Raw genomic sequence first — 22,257 nt, forward strand, 5'->3', positions numbered from 1 at the left:
GATTATTTTCAAGAAGGAATGAGAGTACATGACAAAGGTTGATTGGCACAAAAATCTTATAGATGAGAACACGTTAATCACAGATAGCTATAAAACGACTCAGAATGTCCGTCGATATTTTAAATCCCAACTTGGTGAACAGTTTAAGTTTGATCGTGATTTCATGTTTTGGATGAAAAGCTCAACGGGATTAACGATGGGTGATGCCGTACAAGAGTGGGCGAAGCGCAACCAAGCTAAGTAGTCACGTTTGTATGAATAGAAAAATACCGCTGATTGATTCAGCGGTATTTTTTGTTTATTGCTTTGGTGAATTGTGTGTCGGTCTTTTAATTTACAGCAGCTAACTCGACATTTTCTGTATTGTTAGAGACTTTCCAATCACCACCGAGTGCTTTATATACAGCGATAGTGCTGTTCGCGGTTTGTAGCTTGGCGGCCTTGCATCATCTTTGGTTGTCTTTGTGCATCTAACACAGACAAGTAATCAACAAGGCCAGCTTTGTACAAGGATTTTGCCTTATTGACGGCGTTATCGACGGCGAGGGTGGCTTCATCAATACGCTTTTGATTCTCTTGGCTGCGACCGTACGCGAACAAGCTTGAATCTACTTCAGCGAATGCGCTGTCTACCGAATGTTGGTAATTAAGTGCTGCTGAGCGGAATCTTGCTTCATTCATCTCGACCATGGCTTCACCGCGGCCACCATCAAACACATTCCAACTAATACCCGCTGACGCAGCCCAACCGAATGAGTCGCTACTGAACAAGTCGTCAAAACTTCCAGCGGTAACGCCAGGTGTACCCGTTAAGAAGAACTTTGGATAACGATTGGCAATACTCGCACCAAGTTCCTCGTTGATAGCGGCCATTTCACGTTCTGCGATGCGAATGTCTGGGCGCTGTTCCAATAAATCTGAAGGGATGCCTGTCGGGATAACGTCCTTCATTCTTGGCAGAGTATAGTCACCCGCTAAACGCTGATTAATGTTCGAAAGTGACTCACCTAGTAATACCACCATACGCTGCTTGTGAACTTGTTCTGCAATTTCTAGCTGAGGAACAATAGATTCCGTTGCAGCGAGCATCGCTTTGGCCTGTGTCAGATCTAACCCAGAGCCATAACCGCTTCGAACCACTTTGGTGACGAGTTCAAGCGTTCGTTGTTGGTCTTGTATGTTCTCCATGGCGATTGCTTTGCGTTCTTGAGCGCCACGGTATTGAAGGTAGTTGTGGATCACGTCTGCGGTGATTAAGGTATTTAACCCCGATTGGAAGATTTCGGCTTGTTCGACACGAATCGAAGCTGCGTTTGCTTGTCTGTCGATGCGTCCAAACAGGTCCATTTCCCACGCGATGCTCGCGCCAAGAAAACCGCCATCGTGTTGTGCCTCCAGCAATGACATACCGGTTGCTGATTCAACCGCATCTGACGCGCCAAATACTGGGCCGAGTAGGGAGTCATTCTCACTCAGTTGATAGTTGTAGTAACCACCACCGACATTCACGGTCGGTACTCTAAAGCGCGAGCTTGCAGCTCCTCTAATGCAACTTGGTAATCGTGTGGGTCGAGTTGAGCGATAGGCTGACCTTTTTGCACTCGATCGCCCGTTTTAACGAGCAATTCTTGTATGGTGCCGAGAACACGGAATGCCACGCCTGCGGTTTCTACTGATTGAAGCTTCCCTGTGAAGGTTTTACTCGACTGTTGAGATGCAGATTCAAGTTGGATAACTTGAATTGGACGCTCTTCCGTTACTTTAGATGAATCTGCAGTTGGCTCCGTAGAAACAGAATGGTTGCAACCGAAAAGAGGGAGAAGAGTGGCTGCGAGTAGAGAGTAGCGATAGATGGACATCATGAATTGCTCCTAAATATTGATGGAGCAATTCTATCGAGATGAAGACTAGAGATAATCAGTGCTAACGTTATAACACTGTCATAAAAATCGAGACAATAGCTATAGTTTTGGTAGTTCTTGTAACAAGAAATCAATCAATAATTGACTCGTATGGCTCAACGCTTTTCGTTGTGGATAAAGAAGCCAAGCTTCTTCTTGTTGCATGGTGTGATCAGGAAAAAGGTTAATCAGTGACCCTTCTTTAAGCTCTTGCCTCACAATGAGTTGTGGCAATAACGCAATGCCTCGGTGCCGCACCGACGCTCCTTTCACAAAGCCGATACTGTCACTAACGATAGACGGCTCTACTTTGATGACTTGATTTGATATTTCCCACTCTTTATCGATGTCACCACTTGGCCAACGAAAACAGACGAACGGAAATTTCGCTAACTCCTCAAGGGTGGCTGGCCTGCCGGTTTTAGCGATGTATTCTGGGCTAGAAACGAATATACGCTGTAGATCCATTACTTTACGTGCAACTACATTTGAGTCACTTAAACGACCGCCATGCATTGCAAGGTCTAACCCTTGGCGATACATGTCGATAAAACCGTTACTGATGCTGCGAATATCGAGTTCAATTTCTGGGTAGAGATCTTGGAACTTGAATAGGGTGGCTTGGACGATATCACCGGTCTCTGGAAGCAAACCGATTTTGACTCGACCATGAGGCACTTCTAGTAAGTTTGATGCCACGTGATTGGCTTTTTCCAAAGCACCCAATGCTTTCAACAGCTCGTTGTAATACAACTCGCCAGACTTGGTAACCGATAGGCTGCGCGTTGTACGGAAAAACAACTGTATATTGAGTGATTTCTCTAAATCATTGATTCGACGACTGACGTGCGTTCGCTGCAGCGGTAAAGCTTCCAAGCTCAACGACGATAGTAAATAATTTAAGACCTTCAATTTTCATAGCAAAGCGGCATTGAATACAAAGTGGGAATGTTCACGCGGCATCGTATATTAAATGGTATCTAAAATCGAAAAAAAACAATGAGTAGTTAATGACTCATTGGTTTTGATAGGACATAAATCAAAAAGTGCAGAATTACCCGTGACCGAATCTGATAAATGACTGCAAAGTCGATTTTTAGCGACCTCGGCCATCAACCATCACAACGATCGTTTTTGTGATAATGCGTAGGTCAGTCGCAATCCAAGATTTTACAGAGCATAGGCTTAATGCGTAACTGTGGTCGAATCCAACTTTACGGCGCACGTCTTCAATACAAGTGTCATAGCCTTGATTAACTTGTGCTAGCCCTGTGATACCAGGCATAACGCCATAAGTACGGTCAGCAAAGTAAGGAATCTCGTTTTCTAACTTCGTGTAGAAAGTTGGGCGTTCTGGGCGTGGACCAATTAGAGACATTTCACCCTTTAGCACATTGAATAACTGAGGGATTTCATCAAGTCGAGTTTTTCTTAAGAAGCGACCGACCGGCGTAATTCTGGGGTCGTTTTGTGTAGCCCAAACCGCACCAGAGCGAGACTCCGCATCTTCGTACATGCTTCTGAATTTCATGATCTCAAAGATTTCCATTTTCTCTGGTGTTGATTTACCGACGCGAAGCTGCCGATAAAGCACTGGACCACGAGAAGTGAGAACAATGGCTAGAGCAATGATAGGGAACACTGGTGACAAAATAATAAGTGCAACCAATGAGACTACAAAATCGAAGGTACGCTTCGCACGAGAGACTTTGTGTTGGTATAGGTTTTGATTTGATTGTTGGTCGATATTAATCATGGTCAATCCTTAACGATTTGCACGAGTCCAAGGTGAGTTTTCTAATCCAAGTAGGTAGCGTAAGCCACCGATGAAGTTGGCATAATGACCAACCACTAAATAAGAGATTAATGAAACAGGTTTGGTGACTAGGCGTTTCGGTAATATGCAGCCAAGTAAGCCAATGATGTATATCGCAATCTGTGCCCACAGCAGTGCTTCAAACACTAAATAGTGATTTAGGAGAGCTGAGCACACTAAGCACATGATCATCAAATAGGGGGTCAGTAGGCGTAGCCCTTTACCTGAAAAGAAAGCGAAAGCGATGCCTTTGAACTTAGGACTGAACAAGCCGAATAATCGGATAGCTTGCTGCATGTTACCTGCCGAGATACGTAAGCGACGTTTGAAATCGGTTTTGAGGTTTGACTCTTCAAGCTCCAGTGCAACCATTTGAGTTTCATATTCGGCGATATAGCCTTGCTTGACGATTTGCATCGGTAAAATGAAATCATCATTAATGGTATTGAGTGGCAGTGGTTCGAAAAGTGATGTTCTAAATAAGTAGAAGGCGCCATGAGAACCTAAGCTGGCCCCCAAAGATGCTTCACACTGTTTCACTGCCGTTTGATATTGCCAATAGGTGTTTTCACCTTCGTTTCCTGTCGGGCATAACAGATAAGTAGCGTTAACGACACCAACCTTGTCACTTTCGAAGTGAGCAGCGGCAATTAAAAGTGCATCCAATGATATCAGGGCTGACACGTCACTAAGTGCTGTGATGTCGCTGGTTATGTTTGTCACTTCTTCGTTTACTACTGAGACTTTACCTCGGTTCTGAGTGTGTTCATGTATCTCGAAATGGATGTCACTGCACATTGCTTCTTGAATCGTCATCTGAGCAATGTCGACAGTATTATCAGTGCAGCCATCACACGCGATAATCACTCGTAGCTTCTTTTTCGGATAGTCGAGAGAAGCTAGGTTACGGACTTTATCTGCTATCCATTGCTCTTCGTTAAATGCCGGTACAAGAATGGTGATGCTTGGTAACGTACAATCTTGTTTTTCATCTTTGTAGCAGCGATGGCTTTCTTCTACTTGACGTGCTGGATGGCCTTTCGCATACCAGCGTAAAAGGATCGGATACGCTGCATGGTGATAGACAATCAACATTCCGGAAAACAAACACAAACCGGCTAATACCCAATCAATCATGCGCAAGCTCCTTGAGAAATATTGTCGTAAGACGCGACCATTTTCACTATATCGAAGTTGTCGAGAACATATTGGCGCGGTGATAGGACGCGTTGCTGCTGGCCCTCTAGCAGAGCGTTGGCTAACTCAATAATGTTTCCTTTTTTTACCAATGTGCCACTAATTGGACATAGCGTTTCATCCACTGCACCAACATCCATGGCTACCGTAGGAATATTGCAAGCTTGCGCTTCTAACGTAGACAGGGGTAGACCTTCGTGTCGTGAAGGAAGACAGAAAGTATCGAGCGAGCCATAAAATGTGGTCATGTCTTCAACTAACCCCAGAAATATTATGCGATCTTGTAAACCAAGTTTTGTCGTTAACGCTTCTAATTGGGTTCGCTTTGAGCCGTCGCCTGCAAACGCAACAATGAAATTAGCGGGAAGAAAGGAGAGCGCTTTGATAAGTTGATCTTGTCCCTTCACATGTTCTAAGCGTCCAGCACAGCCAACAATGTGTTTATCGTTAGGTAATTCGAGCTTTTGTCGAGCAATTGCTTTGGGCGTTGGCTTGAATTTATCGCAATCGACACCGTTTTTTATAGTGATGATATTGTTGTATGAAAAAGTATGACGAAGTTGGTCATAGACACGGGTCGCGTCAGCAACTAATGTCGGTTGAGCGGCTTTTAAAGCAAGGGCTTGAAGTCTTCGGCGCTTGTTGTTTTTTAAATGCCATGCGTCGTGCTCTGTATGGATTCGGGTTGGGACCCCCGAAATTCTCGCGGCATATCCAGCGTAGAGCAATGGACCAATGTGATGCGTATGGACGACGTCCGGGCGTATGACTTTAAAAGCCTTAATGAGTTTGACGATGACGCCGATTTGAACGCCCGGTGCTTTATCTAAAAACACGATCTGGTTTTGATACGGTTGTAGTTTCGGCCAATTTTTTATCGCTTCATCTTTGGTTCCTTCTAAGCTAACGATTAGTACTTGGTCGAGTGGCTTTGCAAGACGTAACAAGTCGAGAGTGAGTGTTTCTAAACCTCCTGGCGCTAGGTGCTGAACCACATGTATGACTTTCTTACGTTGGTTTGTATTTGGCTTTTCCATAATGCGGCTCCTTGCACTGACGTTTTAAGTCTTTTTGCTAAACATATTTGTTGTTATGACTGCAAAGTTGCACGTGCCGTGCCAGAAAATTAATTAAGTTTAATCAATGGCTTAATTTGATATGGTGTCTGTTGATTTTACATTCTCAAAATAGGAATCAAAAGACAATCGACAGCGAGAGGAATCGGCTCAAATCTCCAATGGAACAACAATGGTGTTTATCGCTAAAAAAAGAGCACCAACATCAGGTTGGTGCTCGTTTCGTTAATAGTGAGCCCTTAGTTCATTTTCGGGATTACCGTTAAAACCGAAACGCCCATGATCGCTTCAATATCACTTTTTCGTTTGATCGATGAGTCAAACAATTCGAACAGTATCGCTAACCCCGCACCCAAGCCAATGCCTGCGATCAGACCTGCTAGGATGAATATGAAGGTCGGCATATTCGATTTAATACTCGGGGTGTAAGGTAAGTCGATAATCTTCACACGTTTATTTTCTTCGAACACACCTAGCGAGCCAGTTAACTGAGCCATCTCATAACGTTCATTAAGTTCATCGAATAGTTGTCGCTTAACTTCTACATCACGCTGCAAACGGTACATTTCTTTTGCGTTGTCACCGAAGTTGTTTGCCTTGTGTTCCAATTCAAAAATCATGGTTTTAAGGCTTTTTGTCTCTTCTTTTAATGACTCATAGCGCCCCCGAACAAGTTGAAGGTTATGAAGTTGAGTCACTAAAAGAGGTTGCGTGTCGGAGAGTTTGTCTCGTGAAGTGCTACTCGCAATATCCCACAATTGGTCGCTGTTCATTCCGGGTTGCTTCTGTGCGAGCAGTGTTTTTCTTTCGTTCTCAAGACGTTCCAATTCCAGGACCTTCGCCTGTACAGCACTGTGTTTATTGGTGTACTTTGCTTTTAGTAAGGTTAACGAACTTTGTGTGTCAATAATCTGATCTTCTAATCGGCCGATAACAGGATTGGTTTTTGATAGTTGTTGGTCAATCGACCCTAGGCTTTTTTCAACACCTGATAACTCGGCTTGTTTCTCGGCTAGGGTTTGCTTTAATGAAGCCAATCGATTCAAGCTTTGGCTTTGAACCTCAGGAGTTGAGTGTACATTTTCATTAATATATCTCGCTAACTCTTCTTCCGCCTTTGCCAGTTCAGCGCTTCGTTCGTCGATGTGAATTCTAAGGAAACTACTCGAGTCTTGGATCGACGAACGTTCTGGAGCCAATATTTGCTCAATAAAATGCTCGCTGACGGAACTAAGTGTCTCTTCCATACCGATCGGCGTGTTAGAGGTAAGACTTATCTTTAAGAAATCTTTACCCATTTGAGTAACAGATAAACGTTCCGACAAATCAGTAATGATCTCTTGTTTTTGAGCTTCCGACATATTAGGTGTTGTTAGCTGAAGTTCTTCTGCCACCGAATAAAGAACGTGACGGCTGTGTAACAGGGTTCTAAGTGCGCTCATTCTGTCTTTAAGCATGGTAGAAACGGCGATGTCCTCAAGAAATGGATTCATTTTCGCGGTTTCTTGTATCAGCATACTGGTGTGCGAATCGTATTTTGTTGGCGCAAGTTTACTCACACCAAACCCCACAAATGGCAAGATAAGAATAGGGATTACAATCACGTAGCGCTGACGCCACATCCCGTTCAATATGCTTAATAAACGCAGCTTGAGATTGTTCATAATAGCTCCAGCATCCAATGTACGAAGTTGCCACGGTTTTTCCAGCTGTCTTTTTCTACGATAGAGATCGGTGAGTGAGTGAGTTGGCGAGCGTTGTTAAGTGCTTGGATCATTTCCTGGGCATTATTGATTGCTGTAACGTACTTCTGATAAGACGCCATGGCAGGGAATGGTGTTGTTACTATGGGTGTGCCTGCAGCTAAGTATTCCATCAGCTTAAGGGGGCTACACGCTTGTATTTGCTCATTGTCTACAAAGGGCAGCAAACTAATATCCCAATGTTGTGAGTAACTTGGTAAGGTGTGATGTGGTCTTGGGCCAAGGTAATGGACATTGTGTAACTTTGGTAACATTAGCGTATCAAGCTCGTTAGGCCCAATGAATACAAAATCCCATTCAGGCATTGCGTGAACAACATGTCCGATCATGTCATAGTTTAGCCACTTCGACAGGCTGCCATAAAACCCTGCAATCGGACGATGACTACTTGGCAGGTCTTCAGCTCTGGCTACTGGTGTAGAAAATAGCTCAACATCAACGCCGTGTGGAAGAAGCTGCGTTTTACATTTAGGAAACTTTTTCACTAACTCTTTACTCGCTGCGAAAATCAGATCCGCTTTATCGATAAGTTTAGATTCGTGCTCAGCGACAGTTTGGTGATCAACGCCTGCGAGCGCACTGAAATCATCGCCGCAGTAATAAACCACAGCAGACTCCCCCAGATGCCCACACAGATCAACTGCAGTAGGAAGTGATGTCCACAGGATTGGGGCTTGTAAGTTAAGCTCTTCAATTATTGGTTTTAACTGTTTCAACATCATCATTTGAGCGAGCTTGCGTGAAGTGTATGATGCAGGAGCAGGGATGGTTCTCAAGTTGACGACTTTAATGTTGCTGAGGCCCGCAGAGTCCGACATGTTCTGGGTGATTGCGTTGGTCTTACCAAACAACTTATTGAATGCACGTGTTACATCTTTCACGCTTAAGCGCGGCTGTCTGAGGCCAATAGAGTTAATCCAAAGTACTTTATGTGTTTTAGCTAGTTGGCGAACTAAGTGCTGGGTTGACGATGGAAGTCCGCCGAAGTCTTCACCGAATACGATTAAATCACGCATGGTCACCTCCGTGAGTCTCAAATGCATCAAAAACATCCGACTCTGTCACTTCTACGGATTTTATTTCCCCAACCACTCGTGCGGGATTACCTGCGGCAATAGAGAATGGGGCGATATTTTTGGTTACAACGCTACCGGCAGCAATCACGGCACCTTCACCAATTGTCACGCCGCCTTTGACAGTTACATTGGTCCCTAGCCAAACATCTCGCTCTAGTATGATGTCGCCAATCTGTTGTGGGTCATCACCTTCACCGTTTGCACGACGTGTCGCATCAAGTGGGTGGCCAGAATAACCAAAAAGAAAGGCACCGCCAGCAATTCGGACATTGTCGGAAATAATCACTAGTTTGCCTACCGCGATAGTTGATTGCCAACCCACATCAACATTATTACCAATTGACAGTAACGGATGTTCCAAACCGTCGAGCGGCTGCGTACACCCTGAAAATGTGGTGTGACCCGATATACGACAGTCATTCCCAATTGAAATTTGCAGTGGTCCACTTACGAAAGGTAGGCCTCCATACAAATATAGGCGCTTACCACACTGTGCGACTCTGCCTTTGAACGCTGGGGTCCAGTAGCAAAAACGAGTAAATCCCCCGATGACATTTACAATCAATTTGTGTGTTTGATACAGGCAACGATTGAAGATCTGAGGTGTAGGGAGCTCGGCGCTTCTGATGTTTTTCAAAATGAAAAAAACATTTCTAATTCGAGAATTAGGGTGAAACTTAAGCCAGTGTTTAAATTGATGGATGCTTGCTGACGTCATAATGAAATTCCTTCTCTGTTGTTATATAGAAGTACTTTCATATTATGTGCCATATACTAAAGCCCATATTTTCAATGAGTTAAGGTTTGGCTTTTAGATTTTCTCATTTTGACAAGCAGTTTGAGATACGTTTGAAACGCAAACTGTGAGTGCTGCAAGGATGTAAATCGGCCAGTTGAAGCCCTGAGTTAGAAAAGTGCCGGACACAATGGTACCTATCAGGCCTGCGTAGACCGCGTAGGCGACAGCATTGAGTTCTGGTGGGACATTGGAACCCGCAGTTTTAAGTCGCGCCAAAGTGGCACGAGAGGTTTTGATCAGAGATACGATAAGCCCTACGAAAATGATCAACCCAATAAATCCAGTTTCAGCTAAAACGCCAAACCAGGTGCTGTGCACAGCATGATTTAATCCATCCCAATAAGCGCTATAAAAAAAGTAGTTAGAATAGAAGTTATTTAGTCCTACGCCGGTTAATGGGTTGTCTAACGCCATTTTGAACGCCGCTTCCCACGCGTAGATTCGCCCCATGGCGGATTCATCAATCCCTTCTTCGGCGGCACCACCTGAAGCTCTGTCTGATATTCCGGCAACTAAGTAAAGGACGACTGCGGCAATTGCTCCGCCAGGCATTAACAAGAGTTTAGAGTGAACCCACTTCCAAGCAAATATACCAATCACGGCAATACACCCTAATAGTCCCCCACGGCTCTGCGTTGCGATGATAGCAGCGAGCAGTAACACGCAAACGAGGCCACTTATAATTCGTTTAAACAATGGGATTCCGGAAGTGCTGGCTTGACTGATAGTAAATGCGAGAGGGAACATTAATACCAGCGCCAAATCGTTAGGGTCTCCGAGCATTGACCCCAAATCACGACCTATGGTTACGCGTGTGCCTTCAACTAAACCAATACCGTTGATTGAGTTGTAAACCGCGATGGTACTGACCAGAGCCCCCGCGTATATGATCATCATCGCCGTTTTCGCAAGATCCTCGGTGGTATTCACTAGCCACATGATCGCGAGTGTCATAACGATAATTTTCCAATAAATCCCTTTAAACTCAGCTAATGCGATCGGCCTATTCGATGCGAATACGATACCAATGATGGTAAGAACCCAAAATATGGCGAGCCAATTGAAAGAGTGATGCCAGAAGATTTTCAGCTCTTTACTGACGAACGCATGCCAGAGTAGAGCAGACAGTGCGCCTATAGAAAGCAACAAAGGGATTTTCATCGGATAGAGGACGGGAAGTGCTTCGTGAATTCTAAAGAATGAGAAGACAACGAACAGTAGAACAAAGTAAAACGCTCTGTTAACAACGAATAGAGCACCCAAAGGTATAAAAGCAAGTACTATGACAACGACCGGGTGAGGAACGAGATACCAAGCAGCACCAATAACAAGGCTTAGGAATGAGAGCCCTAAAATTAGCGGTGTTCGGTTAACTTGGTCTCTCATTGTAAATCCCTAGCGTTTTTTATTATTCAACTAAAGACATAGCAAGGTGAATGCCACATATCAACTGATACTAAGTTATTGTATTTGTGTTCAATTTAGATTTTTCTAAAACGTTGAGTTGAGGCGGGTCAAAATGAGAATCAAATTGGAAACGCGCTTGCCATTGTTATTTGGATTGAATCTATGGTGTGGCAATGTTATGCACTGTAGCAGGCTAGGATCTGGGGAATAACAGCTTGTGGAGAGTAATGCTTGCGGATGGTCGCTTTGGCTTTCATTCCCATAGTCTGCTTGTCTTGAGAAGGGAGGTCAAACCAACTCGTTAAACATGCAGTGAGTTCGCTTTCATTTGTAGCGATGTAACCATTGTCTTCATGCTGAATCAGCTGCGATAGATTACCAACGTTGGTCGCTATAACCGGTATGCCACGAGCCATGGCTTCTAATGCCGCCATAGGTAGACCTTCGTAACGAGATGGTATGACTAAAACATCAATGGTTTTCCATGCATTGTCCATACTGGTTTGGTGTCCATGGAACGTTAAGTTATTTGGTTTACTCTTTTCTAGCGTTTGCCTTTCAGGACCATCTCCAAATAGGTGAAACTTATGATTAGCCGCAAACCGTGCAAGAGCAACAAAACGGTCTGGCGCTTTTTCGTGGCTTAAACGGCCAACAAAACCTACGTGATAAATTTTGTCACTGTTGCCTGCGTCATCTAAATGTTCAGAAGTCGCTGTGCTATCAGGGATCGCAATAAAATTATTAAGCAGGGTGGTTTGCCACGGAATCTTATTTTGTATCTTGTTGCTGACAACAAAACAGTGATTAGACAGGAATCCAGTATATCTATCTAAAAAATCGTAGAGCCAAACTTTGCCTTTAGGTGTTTCGCCTGCGTGATACGTCGATATTTGACGAGGCTTACAATGGCTTGGGGTCACTAGCTTCACCAGTTTACTCACAATGCTTGCTTTGTAGCCATGAGCATGGACATGCGTGGGTTTATATTGCGTGATTGCCAGTTTAAGTTGCGAAACTGAATTGGTTTTACTTGGCGCTAAGTCGTTAAGGTGACTGTAAAGCAGGTCTAATTCTTTTAAGCGTGTTATCACTGGTGGAAGAGGAGCAAACTTGGTGAGCAGGACGACTCTAGCTTTGCGGTTATGTTTAAGTAAACCAAGGGCGAGCTCAATGACATGCGTTTCAATTCCACCAAAGGTTTGGCTATCGATGAGCAGCCAAATCTCTTCAGGTTCAGGAACTAAATGCCCCTGAACCTGAATTGGTTGAGCTTGAGTATCCAAATTAGGCTTGGTTACACTCATCTTCAGACTCCCAAGCCTGTTTCTTACGGTAAACAGTGGAAGGACTCAACTCCAATAAAACGGCAGCGTTTAACACATTTCCATCACAATGATTGATCGCATGTTGAATGGCTTCGCGTTCTATCTGCCACATTGGACGTATCGCACCGTCACTAGTGGTAAATGCCGGTGTCATTGGATCATTTGTGTCTTGAGAGACAGATGAACGCTCAAGCTCTTCTGGTGTGACTGGAGGCAGCTTACCTTCTTGAACAACTGGCGACACAGCTTCGACAACAGCGCTACGTATTGGCGTAACGCTTTTTGAGGTTGTAGCGTCTGCTTTATTGATCGGAGCAGGTAACATCTCTTTGGTTACACTGGTTTCATTGTTTAACACTACGATGTTGCGAATGATGTTTTGTAGCTGACGAACATTGCCCGGCCATGGATAGCGCTTAAGTAAACCTTGTGTCTCTTTATCGATAGACTTGAATTTCTTCTTGTCTTGTTTGGCGTAAAGTTTCAAAAAGTGGTTAGCTAGAGTGACAATGTCACTTCCTCTTTCTCTCAGCGGTGGCATCTCAATAGGCACCACATGTACACGATAGTAAAGGTCTTCACGGAATCGACCTTCTTCTACTTCGACGAGAGGGTCACGGTTAGTCGCACAGATGATTCTGACATCTACTTTGATTTCTCGGTTGCCACCTAACGGGGTAAAAGTCCCGGTTTGTAGGAATCGAAGGAGCTTTTTCTGCATTTCCGATTCCATTTCACAAAGTTCATCCAGAAACAGTGTGCCACCGTGTGCTTGCATTGCAGCACCTTTACGATCGGTTGTTGCACCGGTAAATGCGCCTTTGACATGACCGAAGATTTCGCTTTCCATTAAATCGCGGGGAATAGCACCACAGTTGATGGCAACGAATGGTTTATCACCACGCTGACTCTCTTGGTGAATAGCCTCTGCGCATACTTCTTTACCTGTCCCGCTCTCGCCATTGATGAACACACTTGCGGTTGTCGGAGCAACTGAGTCGATGATTTTATAAACGGCTTGCATCGGTAAACAAGAACCGATGAAGTTATGGAAACGGTCACGATCGAATTTGCTTTGAATATTGTCGACTAGATTTTCGAGTTTGGCTCTGCGCAGATGTAGGTTAACCGATGTTTTTAGGCGGTCGGCTTGAATTGGCTTTTCTAAGAAGTCTTCCGCACCGCGCTGAATTAGGTCAACGGCAATGTTCACTGAACCATGGGCTGTCGCGATGATTGCAGCGGTTGGGATGTCGTTATCACTGATCCAATCTAATACCTCTTCACCTGGCATATCAGGCAGTTTTAGATCGAGGATGACCAGTTGTGGGACGTGTCTCTCTATAAATGTTTTTGCTTCAGCTCCAGTTTCGACATGAAATATGTCGTATGGCTCGTCTTTTACGTACTGCTTGTAAAGTACGGCGAGGGAGGTGGAGTCTTCAACTAACAATACCTTAGGGCGCATTGTGTAATTCCTTTTGAAACTTTATCCTAACCAATCAATAACATAGTGATGTTTGAGCGTAGATACGAGTCGACTGTCTTTGTTACTTACTGGGCGCGCTGTCTTATTTGAGTTTAGTCTGTTTACGCGAACAGATGACCATGAAACGTAAATCGGTAATGACTATGTTGAGCTATTTAACTAATTTATATCTAGTGAAAGAGCGTTAACTAAAACCGGCTTCTTTTCTTTCTAATAACGCGTTGATTGAACGCTCTGCAAGTTCGATTAACTCGCCAACCTGCAGAAAGGCTTGTTCATGATGCGCTTCTAAACACTGCTGTTCTAATGCTCTTGCTAACTTACCTAAAGGCCGGTTACCTAGCGAAAGTGCGGTACTACCAAGGGTATGGACTTCAAACTCGAGCGTTTGAGCGTCGTTGTTGCTAACTGCTTCTTTAATGGTGAGTAAACGAGCCTGTGACTCTGTCACATAGTGGTCGATTAAAATTGAAATAATCTCCGGACTGGTATCTCGAACCATCTGTTCAAGTACGCTTTCATCCACAAGCTCTTCATTTTGTTGCTTATTTTCACCTGAAGGTGTGTCTGACGTTAAAGTCGAGTTCATCAAACTAAGTCCTTTTATTGAGCTGTAAATCCTTACATCATCGAGAAGTCTAATACTCGTTTGCACTCTTAAGTTTTAGTCATTTTCTGGAATAATTTCAACTGGTTGCCTTATAAACAGCAGAATAAATCGACATTAAGCCATGCTTGTGGCTATCTTTGTGATAAACCTAACGGATTGATTATACGTATTTTCACTTACAAAACATTAACTTAGGTGTGTAATGGGAGAAGGGCTTGGACTCTAGTGCTAAAAAACCTCGTTTCCTCAAAATCTAGCAAACTAAATAAAAAGGCCACCCTGTTGCTGAATAGTGGTGGCCTAAGTGTTAATAAAGTAATTGGTTACGCCTTTGTCCAAGTTGGACTTGGACTAAGACGCTTTGTCAATTTTTGGCTTTGGGATAGGTTCTACTTCTTCCTCGCTTGTTTCTGAGAAGATGTCGGCAACAGCGCTTCTCTCTAGTTCACCTTTGAGGTTCCCATCTTCGTCCACGACCGGAAGAGAATAGTCGCAAGACATGGTGTCTGGCAGAACTTCTTCAATCACTGCATCAGGTAATACCGCAGGAACTTCTTCGTAGATCTCATCACTGAAATCGTGAACCGAAGAATCTTCAACTGCGTCTTGTAAGCTCTCTTTTGTGACCAAACCTTGATAGCCATCGTCAGTAACGTGATAAGCGTAATCGTGCTTGAGCATCTTCATTTGAGCCAATGCACCTTCGATGGTCTCTGAGGTGATTCGATACAAAGGAGGCTGCATAACTGTTTCTACAGTCAAAGCACGAGCGCGATTCACGTCTTTTACGAATGCCTCAACGTAATCATCGGCAGGGTTAAGTAGGATTTCATGAGGCGTGCCTTGCTGTACTAACTCGCCATCTTTAAGGATAGCGATGCGGTCACCTAGGCGGAGGGCTTCGTCTAGATCATGGGTGATGAAGACAATGGTTTTATGGAGTTTCTCTTGAAGTTCAATTAACTGATCTTGCATTTCGCTTCGAATGAGAGGGTCGAGTGCAGAAAAGGCTTCATCCATTAACAAAATTTCAGCGTTAGTACACAGGGCGCGTGATAAGCCGACACGTTGTTGTTGACCACCGGAAAGTTGGGCAGGGTACTGATTACCATACCCTTTCAAACCTACGGTTTCCAACCACTCATTTGCTTTTGATAGGCGCTCATCTTTCTTGATACCTTGGACTTCCAAACCATAGGCGACGTTCTCAACCACAGTTCGGTGTGGCATCAACCCAAAGCGTTGAAATACCATCGACATTTTGTGACGACGAAACTCTTCCAGTTCTTTGGTATTCAAGCTCATTACGTCGATGCCTTCTACCGTGATTTTACCTTGAGTCGGGTCAATTAAGCGGTTGAAGTGACGGATGAGTGTTGATTTACCTGAGCCTGAAAGCCCCATAATCACAAAGATCTCACCGCGATTTATCTGAAGGTTAATTTCTTTAAGGCCAACGGTATGACCGGTGTCGGCGAGAATCGCATCTTTATGCTCGCCATTCTTAACGCGGTCCATTACGGACAGAGGTTTAGACCCAAACACTTTGAACAGGCCACTAATTTCGATTAATGGTTTAGTCATGTCTGAACCCTCCTAGGTGGGCATTGGTTCTACGCGCATAAGCCTGTGATGCTCGGTCAAACAGAATCGCGAGTGCAACAATGGCGAAGCCGTTCATCAAGCCTAGAGTGAAATATTGGTTGGTAATCGATTTAAGGACCGGTTGTCCTAAGCCTTTAACACCAATCATAGACGCAATAACCACCATTGATAGGGCCATCATGATGGTTTGGTTTATACCTGCCATGATGGTTGGCATTGCCAGTGGTAACTGAACGCCCCATAAACGCTGTTTCTTGCTCGCACCAAAAGCAGTCGCAGCTTCTAACACTTCTTTATCGACTAAACGAATACCTAAGTTAGTTAATCGAATCACAGGGGGGATTGCGTAAATAACCACTGCGATAAGACCTGGAATTTTACCAATACCAAGCAGCATAACCACTGGGATTAAGTAAACAAACGCAGGCATTGTCTGCATAATATCCAGCAGTGGTGTTACGATCGATTGTGCGCGATTAGAACGCGCCATGGCGATACCAATAGGAATACCTAGGAAGATAGAAACTAAGGTACACACAGTGATGATGCTGAGTGTCCGCATTGTGTCTTCCCACATACCAAAGTAGCCGATGAGAAGTAGAGATAGCACACAACCTAGAGCCAATTTCCAAGAGCGACTGGCGGCATAAACTAAGCCCGTGCAAACGCCAAGAACGATCAGCCAAGGGGTAGAGATGAGAAGTTTTTCAAACCAAACTAGGAAGGAAAGAAGAGGGTCAAATAATGATTCGATCATTTCTCCGTATTCACGGGAAAACTCACGATATGCGCCGTCTAGCGTCTTTTTAATTGCTCGCAAATCAGAGCGTTCCATTTCCGGGAAGCTCGATAACCAATTGCTGTCAGCCATTTTATATCCTTATAGTTCGGAGCCACTTGTTCAACACACTAAAATGCGATGTGAACAAGGCTCCGAATTACGAATAACATCAAGTATAGCGACGTTATTTCCATTGTATTGAAGCGTAGCCATAGACAAATATAACTACTCTCTAAGCATTGTTATTAAAGCTCAGCTTCAACCTTTTTTGCGACTTCTTCAGAAACCCATGGGTGCCATACTTCTGGGAATTCACTCAAGAAATGTATGCTCGCTTCTTCACCATCCGCTTGGTTGTCTTCCATCCAAGCTAGTAAAGCATTCATTTTTTCGTTGGTGAAACCACGCTTAGTAAAGTAGTCGTACGCTTCCGGTGCGCGCGATGCAAAACTTTCAGTGGTAATGGTGTGGACAGGAGAAGGCGGGTACATGGTTGCTTTAGGAGATTCACAGCCTTCTTGGGTCGTACAGCTGATAAATTCTTCTTTATCAACACCACTTCCAAAGTCGACTTTTACCATGTCATATTTGCCAAGAACTGCAGTTGGTGCCCAGTAGTAACCGAACCAAGCTTCTTCACGTTCATAAGCTTTCGCGATAGATCCAGATAAACCAGCACTTGAGCCAGGGTCTACGATGGTAAAACCGCTCTCTTCTAGGTTAAGTGCGTCAAACAGGTTAGCGGCACTGATTTGACAGTTCCAGCCTGCTGGACAGCTGTAAAATGCGGATGTATCTGGGTCTTCAGGGTGCTTGAACAACGCAGCGTTCTTACGTACACCTTCGATTGTTGCCATTTCTGGGTTTTGTTTAACTAGGTAAGCAGGAACCCAAAAACCCTCTTCACCACCATTTACAAGAGCTTTACCTGCGTAGCGAAGACGTTTCTCTTCAACACCTTTATCAAGAGCGTCTTTTAGGCTGTTACTCCATAGTTCCGGTGCAACATCTGGTTGGCCTTTTTCAATCATGGATGTGCCGGTTGGCATAGTGTCGCCAGGGATGAGTTCGGCATCGCAATCGTAACCATGCTCAAGGATGAATTGGTCGATGTTGGCGATAAGAGTTGCAGAGTTCCAGTTCATGTCTGCGATTGTTACGCTGCCACATTCTCCAGCGTTAGCATGACCACTGGCTGCTGCAACTAACAAAAATACGGAGCTTAACTTGTATTTCATATTGAGTTTCCTTTCTCTTTAATAATACAACCGAGCTAGTCAATGTCTGTTGACTAACTGAATTGCTCGATGGTGATCCTTTCCATGTTTTGAACCATTTGAGCAGAAGGAGGGATGGGGGAAGTGTGTGAATCAATCAGCAAACCAATACAGCAACAAAGCATAAGTGTGATTTGCTTGATTTATCCACGGTGTTTCACCGCCATCGGATAACTTTGTCAAACTATTACAAATTCTTCAAAAACCACCTCTATTTATAATCTTAGGGACTATTCGTACGAATTCCATCTTTTACTCTATTTACATGGCACTTTAACAGGCTGTGTCACATTACCACCAAAGTTAGCCGGTTTGTGTTGATCTTTGAGGCGTTTTCAGGTGAGATGACCACTAATTATGTGCATGAAATGCATTGAATGGTCGCAAAAATCGTATTTTCTATATTAAATTCGCCAAAAATTAGAAAATACGATTAATGTGCGATTTGAGGAAGTAATTGGCATTAATTCACCTGCTAGCAGGATACATTCTACATCGGCAGGTTCAAAAACTCGTTCCGATAGAGTTTATTAGCTAGACGCTCACGTAGCTTAACTGGGATAAACTTCATTCGGTTTATCTGTCTAACCAGTTCTTGTGCAAAGCTTGGCGTATCCTTCATATTCATGATGCAGCCCGTTAAGGAGATAGTCTGAGCATCGAGAAGCTTCTTAGCTTGCTCGAGATGATGAGACGATGTATCTCCGTAAGCGACAACAAGAAGCGTTGAATCACAGGCGCTAGCTACTGATTGAGCTGGGATATTACCTTTATTTATGTTGAGTAGCGGCGAAGTATCGATGATTACGCGGTCGTATTTAACTAGCCATTGAGCAACAGCCTGCTTTAATGTCGATGGATCTTTGTATGCTAACTGCGTCGATGCGACTTGCGGTGCGGGTACCCCGATAAACGTGCGTTGTGATTCAACATGCTCAATAAGCTGACCTGATTGTTCCTCTTCAAGCATATTGAGGTTCTTAAAAGCTGGGTTGAACAGGTTAAGGTCCACATACAGTGTAGAGTGACCCGCTAACAAGAAACGCTCGGCGAGGGCAGTTGCGACCGATGTTACGCCGTCACCTGAATGACAAGCAGTAACACAGATAGAGCGTTGTTCGTTTAATTCAGACGCCAAATAGATTTGCTCAACTTCGGCATGCGTTGCTGAAATAGTCATTATAACGCTCCTATTAGTACAATCGTGGTAGTAATACGTAGTATGTCCTCTAGGCCTACACGGGCTTTTTCCATAAAACTGTCACGACGGTCTGGAATGTAAATGGTGTCTCCAGCGCGCAAAACCGGTAGGTTATAAATGTTGGCTGTTTTACTAAATTCAACCAGGTCGAAAGTGCGAGCTTGTCCTTGGCAACAAGACATATTTACAATGGTAATCTTCTCAACGTATGCATTGTCAGTAGGGCCAGCCGCTTCAGCTAAGATATCTAAAATCGTCATGTTATCGTTAAACACATAACGGCCGGGGTTATTAACTGCCCCTAGCACACGCACGGTTTCTTCTTTTGGCTTGTCTAGCCAGTTTTTGTTCTTCTCAGGGATATAGATAGTATCGCCAGTAGTGACATTCGGTAGTAACGATTCATCGCCTGTTTCAAAATACAAAGACAGATTAAGCTTGCTGACCTTGGCGTAAGGTTTATCACGATGGGTCACACGAATATTGTGTATGTCTGCATCTCCAGTAGGGCCGTCGGCCGCAGACAAGATATCTAGGAAATGCATGTCTTTAGTGAAACGGTAACGGCCCGGTGCGTTGACTTGTCCAAAAATGTAAATAGACGCATCAGAGCTTTGGCGAACCCATTGTGATTTATTGTCTGATGGGTCTTGCGGTAAATCGTGTACACGAACGATTGAGCCAGCAGAGATATAGGGCATTTGGTCTCGTGGTGCACCGTTTTTAATAAACTCATCTAAATCGAATACCACGAGCTTTCTGCCAGTCACAATCTCAATTTTTGTAGTATCAGCGCGTAGAGTTGGTCCTCCGACATGCGCGAGTAGGCCCATGAAGTTCATTTCGTCTGACCACTCAATTCGACCAGGTCGGTTTACTTCACCAATCACGTTAACGGCTCTGTCTGGAGCGATCTTCAACCAAGATTTTTCGTTCATATCCGTTTTCTCAGGAACAAAAATCGCATCACCAGCTTTAATGTTTGGTGGGTTTGAGTTCGGTAAGCCTTCGGTATAGGCGGCTAAATCGAATCGAAGTACTCGACCATCGGCTTTGATAACGCGGATTTGGCGAGACTCAGCGAAGCGAGTAGGTCCACCGGCGTTAGCCAAGATATCCATGAAGGTCGCGCCTTTTTTTCCTTCAAAGGCACCAGGTGCTGCCACTTCGCCCATTACATAAACCATGTTCGCACCGGATTTAATCTCTTCTTCCTGTTTTGGCACAAAAATGGTTGAGCCCGGGCGTAGCACTGGCAGTAGACTTTCGTCGCCAGAATCAAGGTAGCGCTTAAGGTTGAATAGCGTTGGAGTATTGTTTGAGATGACGCGGATTTGTTCGACACTGGCGTAGCGAGTTACGCCGCCAGAGCGCATTAAGACATCAACGAGATCGGTATTTTCTTTATAAGTGAATGAACCAGGTGCGTTGACCTCACCGAAGACTTTAATTGAACTTCTTGAATCCGCGCTGTCACCCGAGTTGGCAAGCTTAGCAGGATCAAATTCTTGTTCAATATTACCAACCAGTGGTGAAGCAGGGACAAATAGAGAATCAAGTGATTGCAGTGTAGGCAGGTAGTCCTCATCGCCAGAATCTAAGAAACGCTTGTAATTAAATTCTTTACGTTCTGCGCCACGCTTTAAGATTAACTTGTCCAATTGAGCCCCAGAACGTAAGCCTCCAGCCGCGTACAGCGCCATTTGGACGCTCGAGCCCAAAGCCAAGGTGTATTCACCCGGTTGCTCGACGTAACCTTGAACGTAGATAATGATCTGCTGTTCTTTCACATAAACAGAAGCATTCGACAGATCTTTATAAGCCGTCGCCAGTGACTCTAGAACGACTTTATTCAACTGTTCTTTATCGTAGCCTGCGACGAACACAGTACCCACTTCAGGTAGAGTGATTCGACCGCGTTTATCCACTTGATAGCCTTTGTTTAACTCGCTCTCTCCAGGCACATTCACTTGGATAAGATCACCGACTTGCACTGCGTCTGAAAAGTCGTCGTTGGCATGTACCAAAGTCGCAATGAACATCGATAACGTGATAAGTAACGCAATCAGTAATTTCATAGTGAGCTCCCCATCTTAGCCGCGTTTTCAGGGGAGATTACTTCGATACTCACTCTGCGATTGGTTAAGCGTGTACCTTCGGATTCACCTTCAAATAGTGGTACGGTTTCACCTACCGAGACGGCTTTGATACGGCTTGGACTTAGACCAAAGATAGTGAGATAGCGCTCAACTTGTTGCGCTCGGCCTAGGGCTAATTTGTCGTTGTATTCTTCTGAGCCTGTCGCGTCTGCATGGCCTGTCACTATTAGCTCTAGCGACTTGTTGTCTTTTAAGATGTAAGACGCCTCTGCAAGCTTACCCATGTATTTGGGATTCACTTCGATAGAGTTGTGTGCGAATTGATTGTCGACGTTAAGTAGATCGTACAGTTGTTGAATTATCGACAGCTGCATACGGAATTGGTTTTCGTTCTTTGGAGGTTCACAACGCGCTTGTGAAGTTACATAGTCAAGTTGAAGCTCAAGTTCGTTTAGGCGTTTTCTTTGGATAACCAAATCGTTAGCCGCATCTAGAAGTAGGCCTCCTTGAAGCTCACGAGCGATGCGATTTTGCTTCTCGATGGCTTGGACAACCGCTGCGGGGAAGCACCAACGCGCGCCTTCTTGAATCAGCGCATCCAAATGCAATTTAGCAAGTTGCCAATCAAAACGTAAGCCATGCTCTGGACCTAACGGTTCGTCAGGCATAACCGGAGAGAAGTCAGAATTCTGATATTTCATCGAATCATAACTCTCGGCCAGTCCGCCAGTGCCGTGTTCTGGGTAACTTGTGCAACCCAGAACTAGCACAGACAGAGATAGGACTATATAGTTTTTGATTGTATTCATGCCAACGTCCTTTGTTTTTCGCT

General features: G+C 44.4%; 17 protein-coding genes and 3 pseudogenes. 1 reads left to right on the forward strand and 19 read right to left on the reverse strand.

Features of this window, described 5'->3' with window-relative positions; all coding sequences use genetic code 11:
* The first annotated feature begins 28 nt into the window (after positions 1–28).
* Entirely contained in the window at positions 29–244 is a 216-nt protein-coding gene (locus OCV52_RS07945; RefSeq protein ID WP_137406402.1) for a DUF6434 domain-containing protein, read from the forward strand.
* A gap of 85 nt (positions 245–329) precedes the next feature.
* Here the strand turns inward: OCV52_RS07945 and OCV52_RS07950 are convergent.
* From OCV52_RS07950 to OCV52_RS08040, 19 genes and pseudogenes are all read right to left on the reverse strand, one after another.
* Positions 330–1,524: pseudogene (locus tag OCV52_RS07950) on the reverse strand (TolC family protein); the annotation flags it as partial.
* Positions 1,518–1,862 (reverse strand): annotated as a pseudogene (locus tag OCV52_RS07955) (efflux RND transporter periplasmic adaptor subunit); the annotation flags it as partial. The pseudogenes OCV52_RS07950 and OCV52_RS07955, both read right to left, overlap by 7 nt.
* Before the next feature lie 99 nt (positions 1,863–1,961).
* Positions 1,962–2,820 (reverse strand): annotated as a pseudogene (locus OCV52_RS07960) (LysR family transcriptional regulator).
* A 177-nt stretch (positions 2,821–2,997) separates the two neighbouring features.
* Positions 2,998–3,657: a sugar transferase gene (locus tag OCV52_RS07965; protein WP_102426233.1), complete on the reverse strand. Its 660-nt coding sequence runs from the start codon at positions 3,655–3,657 to the stop codon at positions 2,998–3,000.
* Between the two features lie 9 nt (positions 3,658–3,666).
* Positions 3,667–4,854: a glycosyltransferase family 2 protein gene (locus OCV52_RS07970; protein ID WP_137406403.1), complete on the reverse strand. Its 1,188-nt coding sequence runs from the start codon at positions 4,852–4,854 to the stop codon at positions 3,667–3,669.
* The gene (locus OCV52_RS07975; RefSeq protein WP_137406404.1) at positions 4,851–5,951 is read right to left on the reverse strand and encodes a glycosyltransferase; all 1,101 of its coding nucleotides are present in this window, start codon (positions 5,949–5,951) and stop codon (positions 4,851–4,853) included. Before OCV52_RS07975 ends, OCV52_RS07970 begins: the two co-directional genes overlap by 4 nt.
* Before the next feature lie 278 nt (positions 5,952–6,229).
* The gene (locus OCV52_RS07980; RefSeq protein WP_137406405.1) at positions 6,230–7,654 is read right to left on the reverse strand and encodes a GumC family protein; all 1,425 of its coding nucleotides are present in this window, start codon (positions 7,652–7,654) and stop codon (positions 6,230–6,232) included.
* Positions 7,651–8,769, reverse strand: a complete 1,119-nt coding sequence (locus tag OCV52_RS07985) for a glycosyltransferase (RefSeq protein ID WP_137406406.1) — start codon at positions 8,767–8,769, stop codon at positions 7,651–7,653. The genes OCV52_RS07980 and OCV52_RS07985 overlap by 4 nt, the downstream gene beginning before the upstream one ends.
* Complete coding sequence (locus OCV52_RS07990) at positions 8,762–9,547, reverse strand: acyltransferase (protein WP_137406407.1); 786 nt, start codon at positions 9,545–9,547, stop codon at positions 8,762–8,764. Before OCV52_RS07990 ends, OCV52_RS07985 begins: the two co-directional genes overlap by 8 nt.
* Positions 9,548–9,640: 93 nt before the next feature.
* Positions 9,641–11,014 carry an O-antigen ligase family protein gene (locus OCV52_RS07995; RefSeq protein ID WP_137406408.1) on the reverse strand — a complete coding sequence of 458 codons (1,374 nt, stop codon included), beginning with the start codon at positions 11,012–11,014 and terminating at the stop codon, positions 9,641–9,643.
* 197 nt (positions 11,015–11,211) lie between these two features.
* Entirely contained in the window at positions 11,212–12,342 is a 1,131-nt protein-coding gene (locus OCV52_RS08000; protein WP_137406409.1) for a glycosyltransferase family 4 protein, read from the reverse strand.
* The gene (locus OCV52_RS08005; protein ID WP_137406410.1) at positions 12,323–13,831 is read right to left on the reverse strand and encodes a sigma-54-dependent transcriptional regulator; all 1,509 of its coding nucleotides are present in this window, start codon (positions 13,829–13,831) and stop codon (positions 12,323–12,325) included. The genes OCV52_RS08000 and OCV52_RS08005 overlap by 20 nt, the downstream gene beginning before the upstream one ends.
* Positions 13,832–14,036: 205 nt before the next feature.
* Positions 14,037–14,441, reverse strand: a complete 405-nt coding sequence (locus OCV52_RS08010) for an Hpt domain-containing protein (RefSeq protein ID WP_137406411.1) — start codon at positions 14,439–14,441, stop codon at positions 14,037–14,039.
* 372 nt (positions 14,442–14,813) lie between these two features.
* Entirely contained in the window at positions 14,814–16,046 is a 1,233-nt protein-coding gene (locus OCV52_RS08015) for a quaternary amine ABC transporter ATP-binding protein (RefSeq protein WP_137406412.1), read from the reverse strand.
* Positions 16,039–16,938, reverse strand: a complete 900-nt coding sequence (locus OCV52_RS08020; RefSeq protein ID WP_137406413.1) for an ABC transporter permease — start codon at positions 16,936–16,938, stop codon at positions 16,039–16,041. The genes OCV52_RS08015 and OCV52_RS08020 overlap by 8 nt, the downstream gene beginning before the upstream one ends.
* 155 nt (positions 16,939–17,093) lie before the next feature.
* On the reverse strand, positions 17,094–18,086 hold the full coding sequence (locus OCV52_RS08025) for an ABC transporter substrate-binding protein (RefSeq protein ID WP_061034074.1): 993 nt from the start codon (positions 18,084–18,086) through the stop codon (positions 17,094–17,096).
* Between the two features lie 529 nt (positions 18,087–18,615).
* Complete coding sequence (locus tag OCV52_RS08030; RefSeq protein ID WP_061034073.1) at positions 18,616–19,305, reverse strand: P-loop NTPase family protein; 690 nt, start codon at positions 19,303–19,305, stop codon at positions 18,616–18,618.
* Positions 19,305–21,404, reverse strand: a complete 2,100-nt coding sequence (locus tag OCV52_RS08035) for an SLBB domain-containing protein (RefSeq protein WP_137406414.1) — start codon at positions 21,402–21,404, stop codon at positions 19,305–19,307. Before OCV52_RS08035 ends, OCV52_RS08030 begins: the two co-directional genes overlap by 1 nt.
* Positions 21,401–22,234 (reverse strand): OmpA family protein, encoded by an 834-nt coding sequence (locus OCV52_RS08040; protein ID WP_137406415.1) that lies wholly within the window; start codon positions 22,232–22,234, stop codon positions 21,401–21,403. Before OCV52_RS08040 ends, OCV52_RS08035 begins: the two co-directional genes overlap by 4 nt.
* Positions 22,235–22,257 lie beyond the last annotated feature (23 nt).

The organism is Vibrio chagasii (assembly GCF_024347355.1).
Taxonomy (GTDB): Bacteria; Pseudomonadota; Gammaproteobacteria; order Enterobacterales; family Vibrionaceae; genus Vibrio; species Vibrio chagasii.

What these genes read in the sequence shown, in the direction of transcription:
- OCV52_RS07945 (WP_137406402.1), top strand. Translation starts at nt 29, where the DNA reads ATGACAAAGGTTGATTGGCACAAAAATCTTATAGATGAGAACACGTTA.
- OCV52_RS07965 (WP_102426233.1), bottom strand. Translation starts at nt 3,657, where the DNA reads ATGATTAATATCGACCAACAATCAAATCAAAACCTATACCAACACAAA.
- OCV52_RS07970 (WP_137406403.1), bottom strand. Translation starts at nt 4,854, where the DNA reads ATGATTGATTGGGTATTAGCCGGTTTGTGTTTGTTTTCCGGAATGTTG.
- OCV52_RS07975 (WP_137406404.1), bottom strand. Translation starts at nt 5,951, where the DNA reads ATGGAAAAGCCAAATACAAACCAACGTAAGAAAGTCATACATGTGGTT.
- OCV52_RS07980 (WP_137406405.1), bottom strand. Translation starts at nt 7,654, where the DNA reads ATGAACAATCTCAAGCTGCGTTTATTAAGCATATTGAACGGGATGTGG.
- OCV52_RS07985 (WP_137406406.1), bottom strand. Translation starts at nt 8,769, where the DNA reads ATGCGTGATTTAATCGTATTCGGTGAAGACTTCGGCGGACTTCCATCG.
- OCV52_RS07990 (WP_137406407.1), bottom strand. Translation starts at nt 9,547, where the DNA reads ATGACGTCAGCAAGCATCCATCAATTTAAACACTGGCTTAAGTTTCAC.
- OCV52_RS07995 (WP_137406408.1), bottom strand. Translation starts at nt 11,014, where the DNA reads ATGAGAGACCAAGTTAACCGAACACCGCTAATTTTAGGGCTCTCATTC.
- OCV52_RS08000 (WP_137406409.1), bottom strand. Translation starts at nt 12,342, where the DNA reads ATGAGTGTAACCAAGCCTAATTTGGATACTCAAGCTCAACCAATTCAG.
- OCV52_RS08005 (WP_137406410.1), bottom strand. Translation starts at nt 13,831, where the DNA reads ATGCGCCCTAAGGTATTGTTAGTTGAAGACTCCACCTCCCTCGCCGTA.
- OCV52_RS08010 (WP_137406411.1), bottom strand. Translation starts at nt 14,441, where the DNA reads ATGAACTCGACTTTAACGTCAGACACACCTTCAGGTGAAAATAAGCAA.
- OCV52_RS08015 (WP_137406412.1), bottom strand. Translation starts at nt 16,046, where the DNA reads ATGACTAAACCATTAATCGAAATTAGTGGCCTGTTCAAAGTGTTTGGG.
- OCV52_RS08020 (WP_137406413.1), bottom strand. Translation starts at nt 16,938, where the DNA reads ATGGCTGACAGCAATTGGTTATCGAGCTTCCCGGAAATGGAACGCTCT.
- OCV52_RS08025 (WP_061034074.1), bottom strand. Translation starts at nt 18,086, where the DNA reads ATGAAATACAAGTTAAGCTCCGTATTTTTGTTAGTTGCAGCAGCCAGT.
- OCV52_RS08030 (WP_061034073.1), bottom strand. Translation starts at nt 19,305, where the DNA reads ATGACTATTTCAGCAACGCATGCCGAAGTTGAGCAAATCTATTTGGCG.
- OCV52_RS08035 (WP_137406414.1), bottom strand. Translation starts at nt 21,404, where the DNA reads ATGAAATTACTGATTGCGTTACTTATCACGTTATCGATGTTCATTGCG.
- OCV52_RS08040 (WP_137406415.1), bottom strand. Translation starts at nt 22,234, where the DNA reads ATGAATACAATCAAAAACTATATAGTCCTATCTCTGTCTGTGCTAGTT.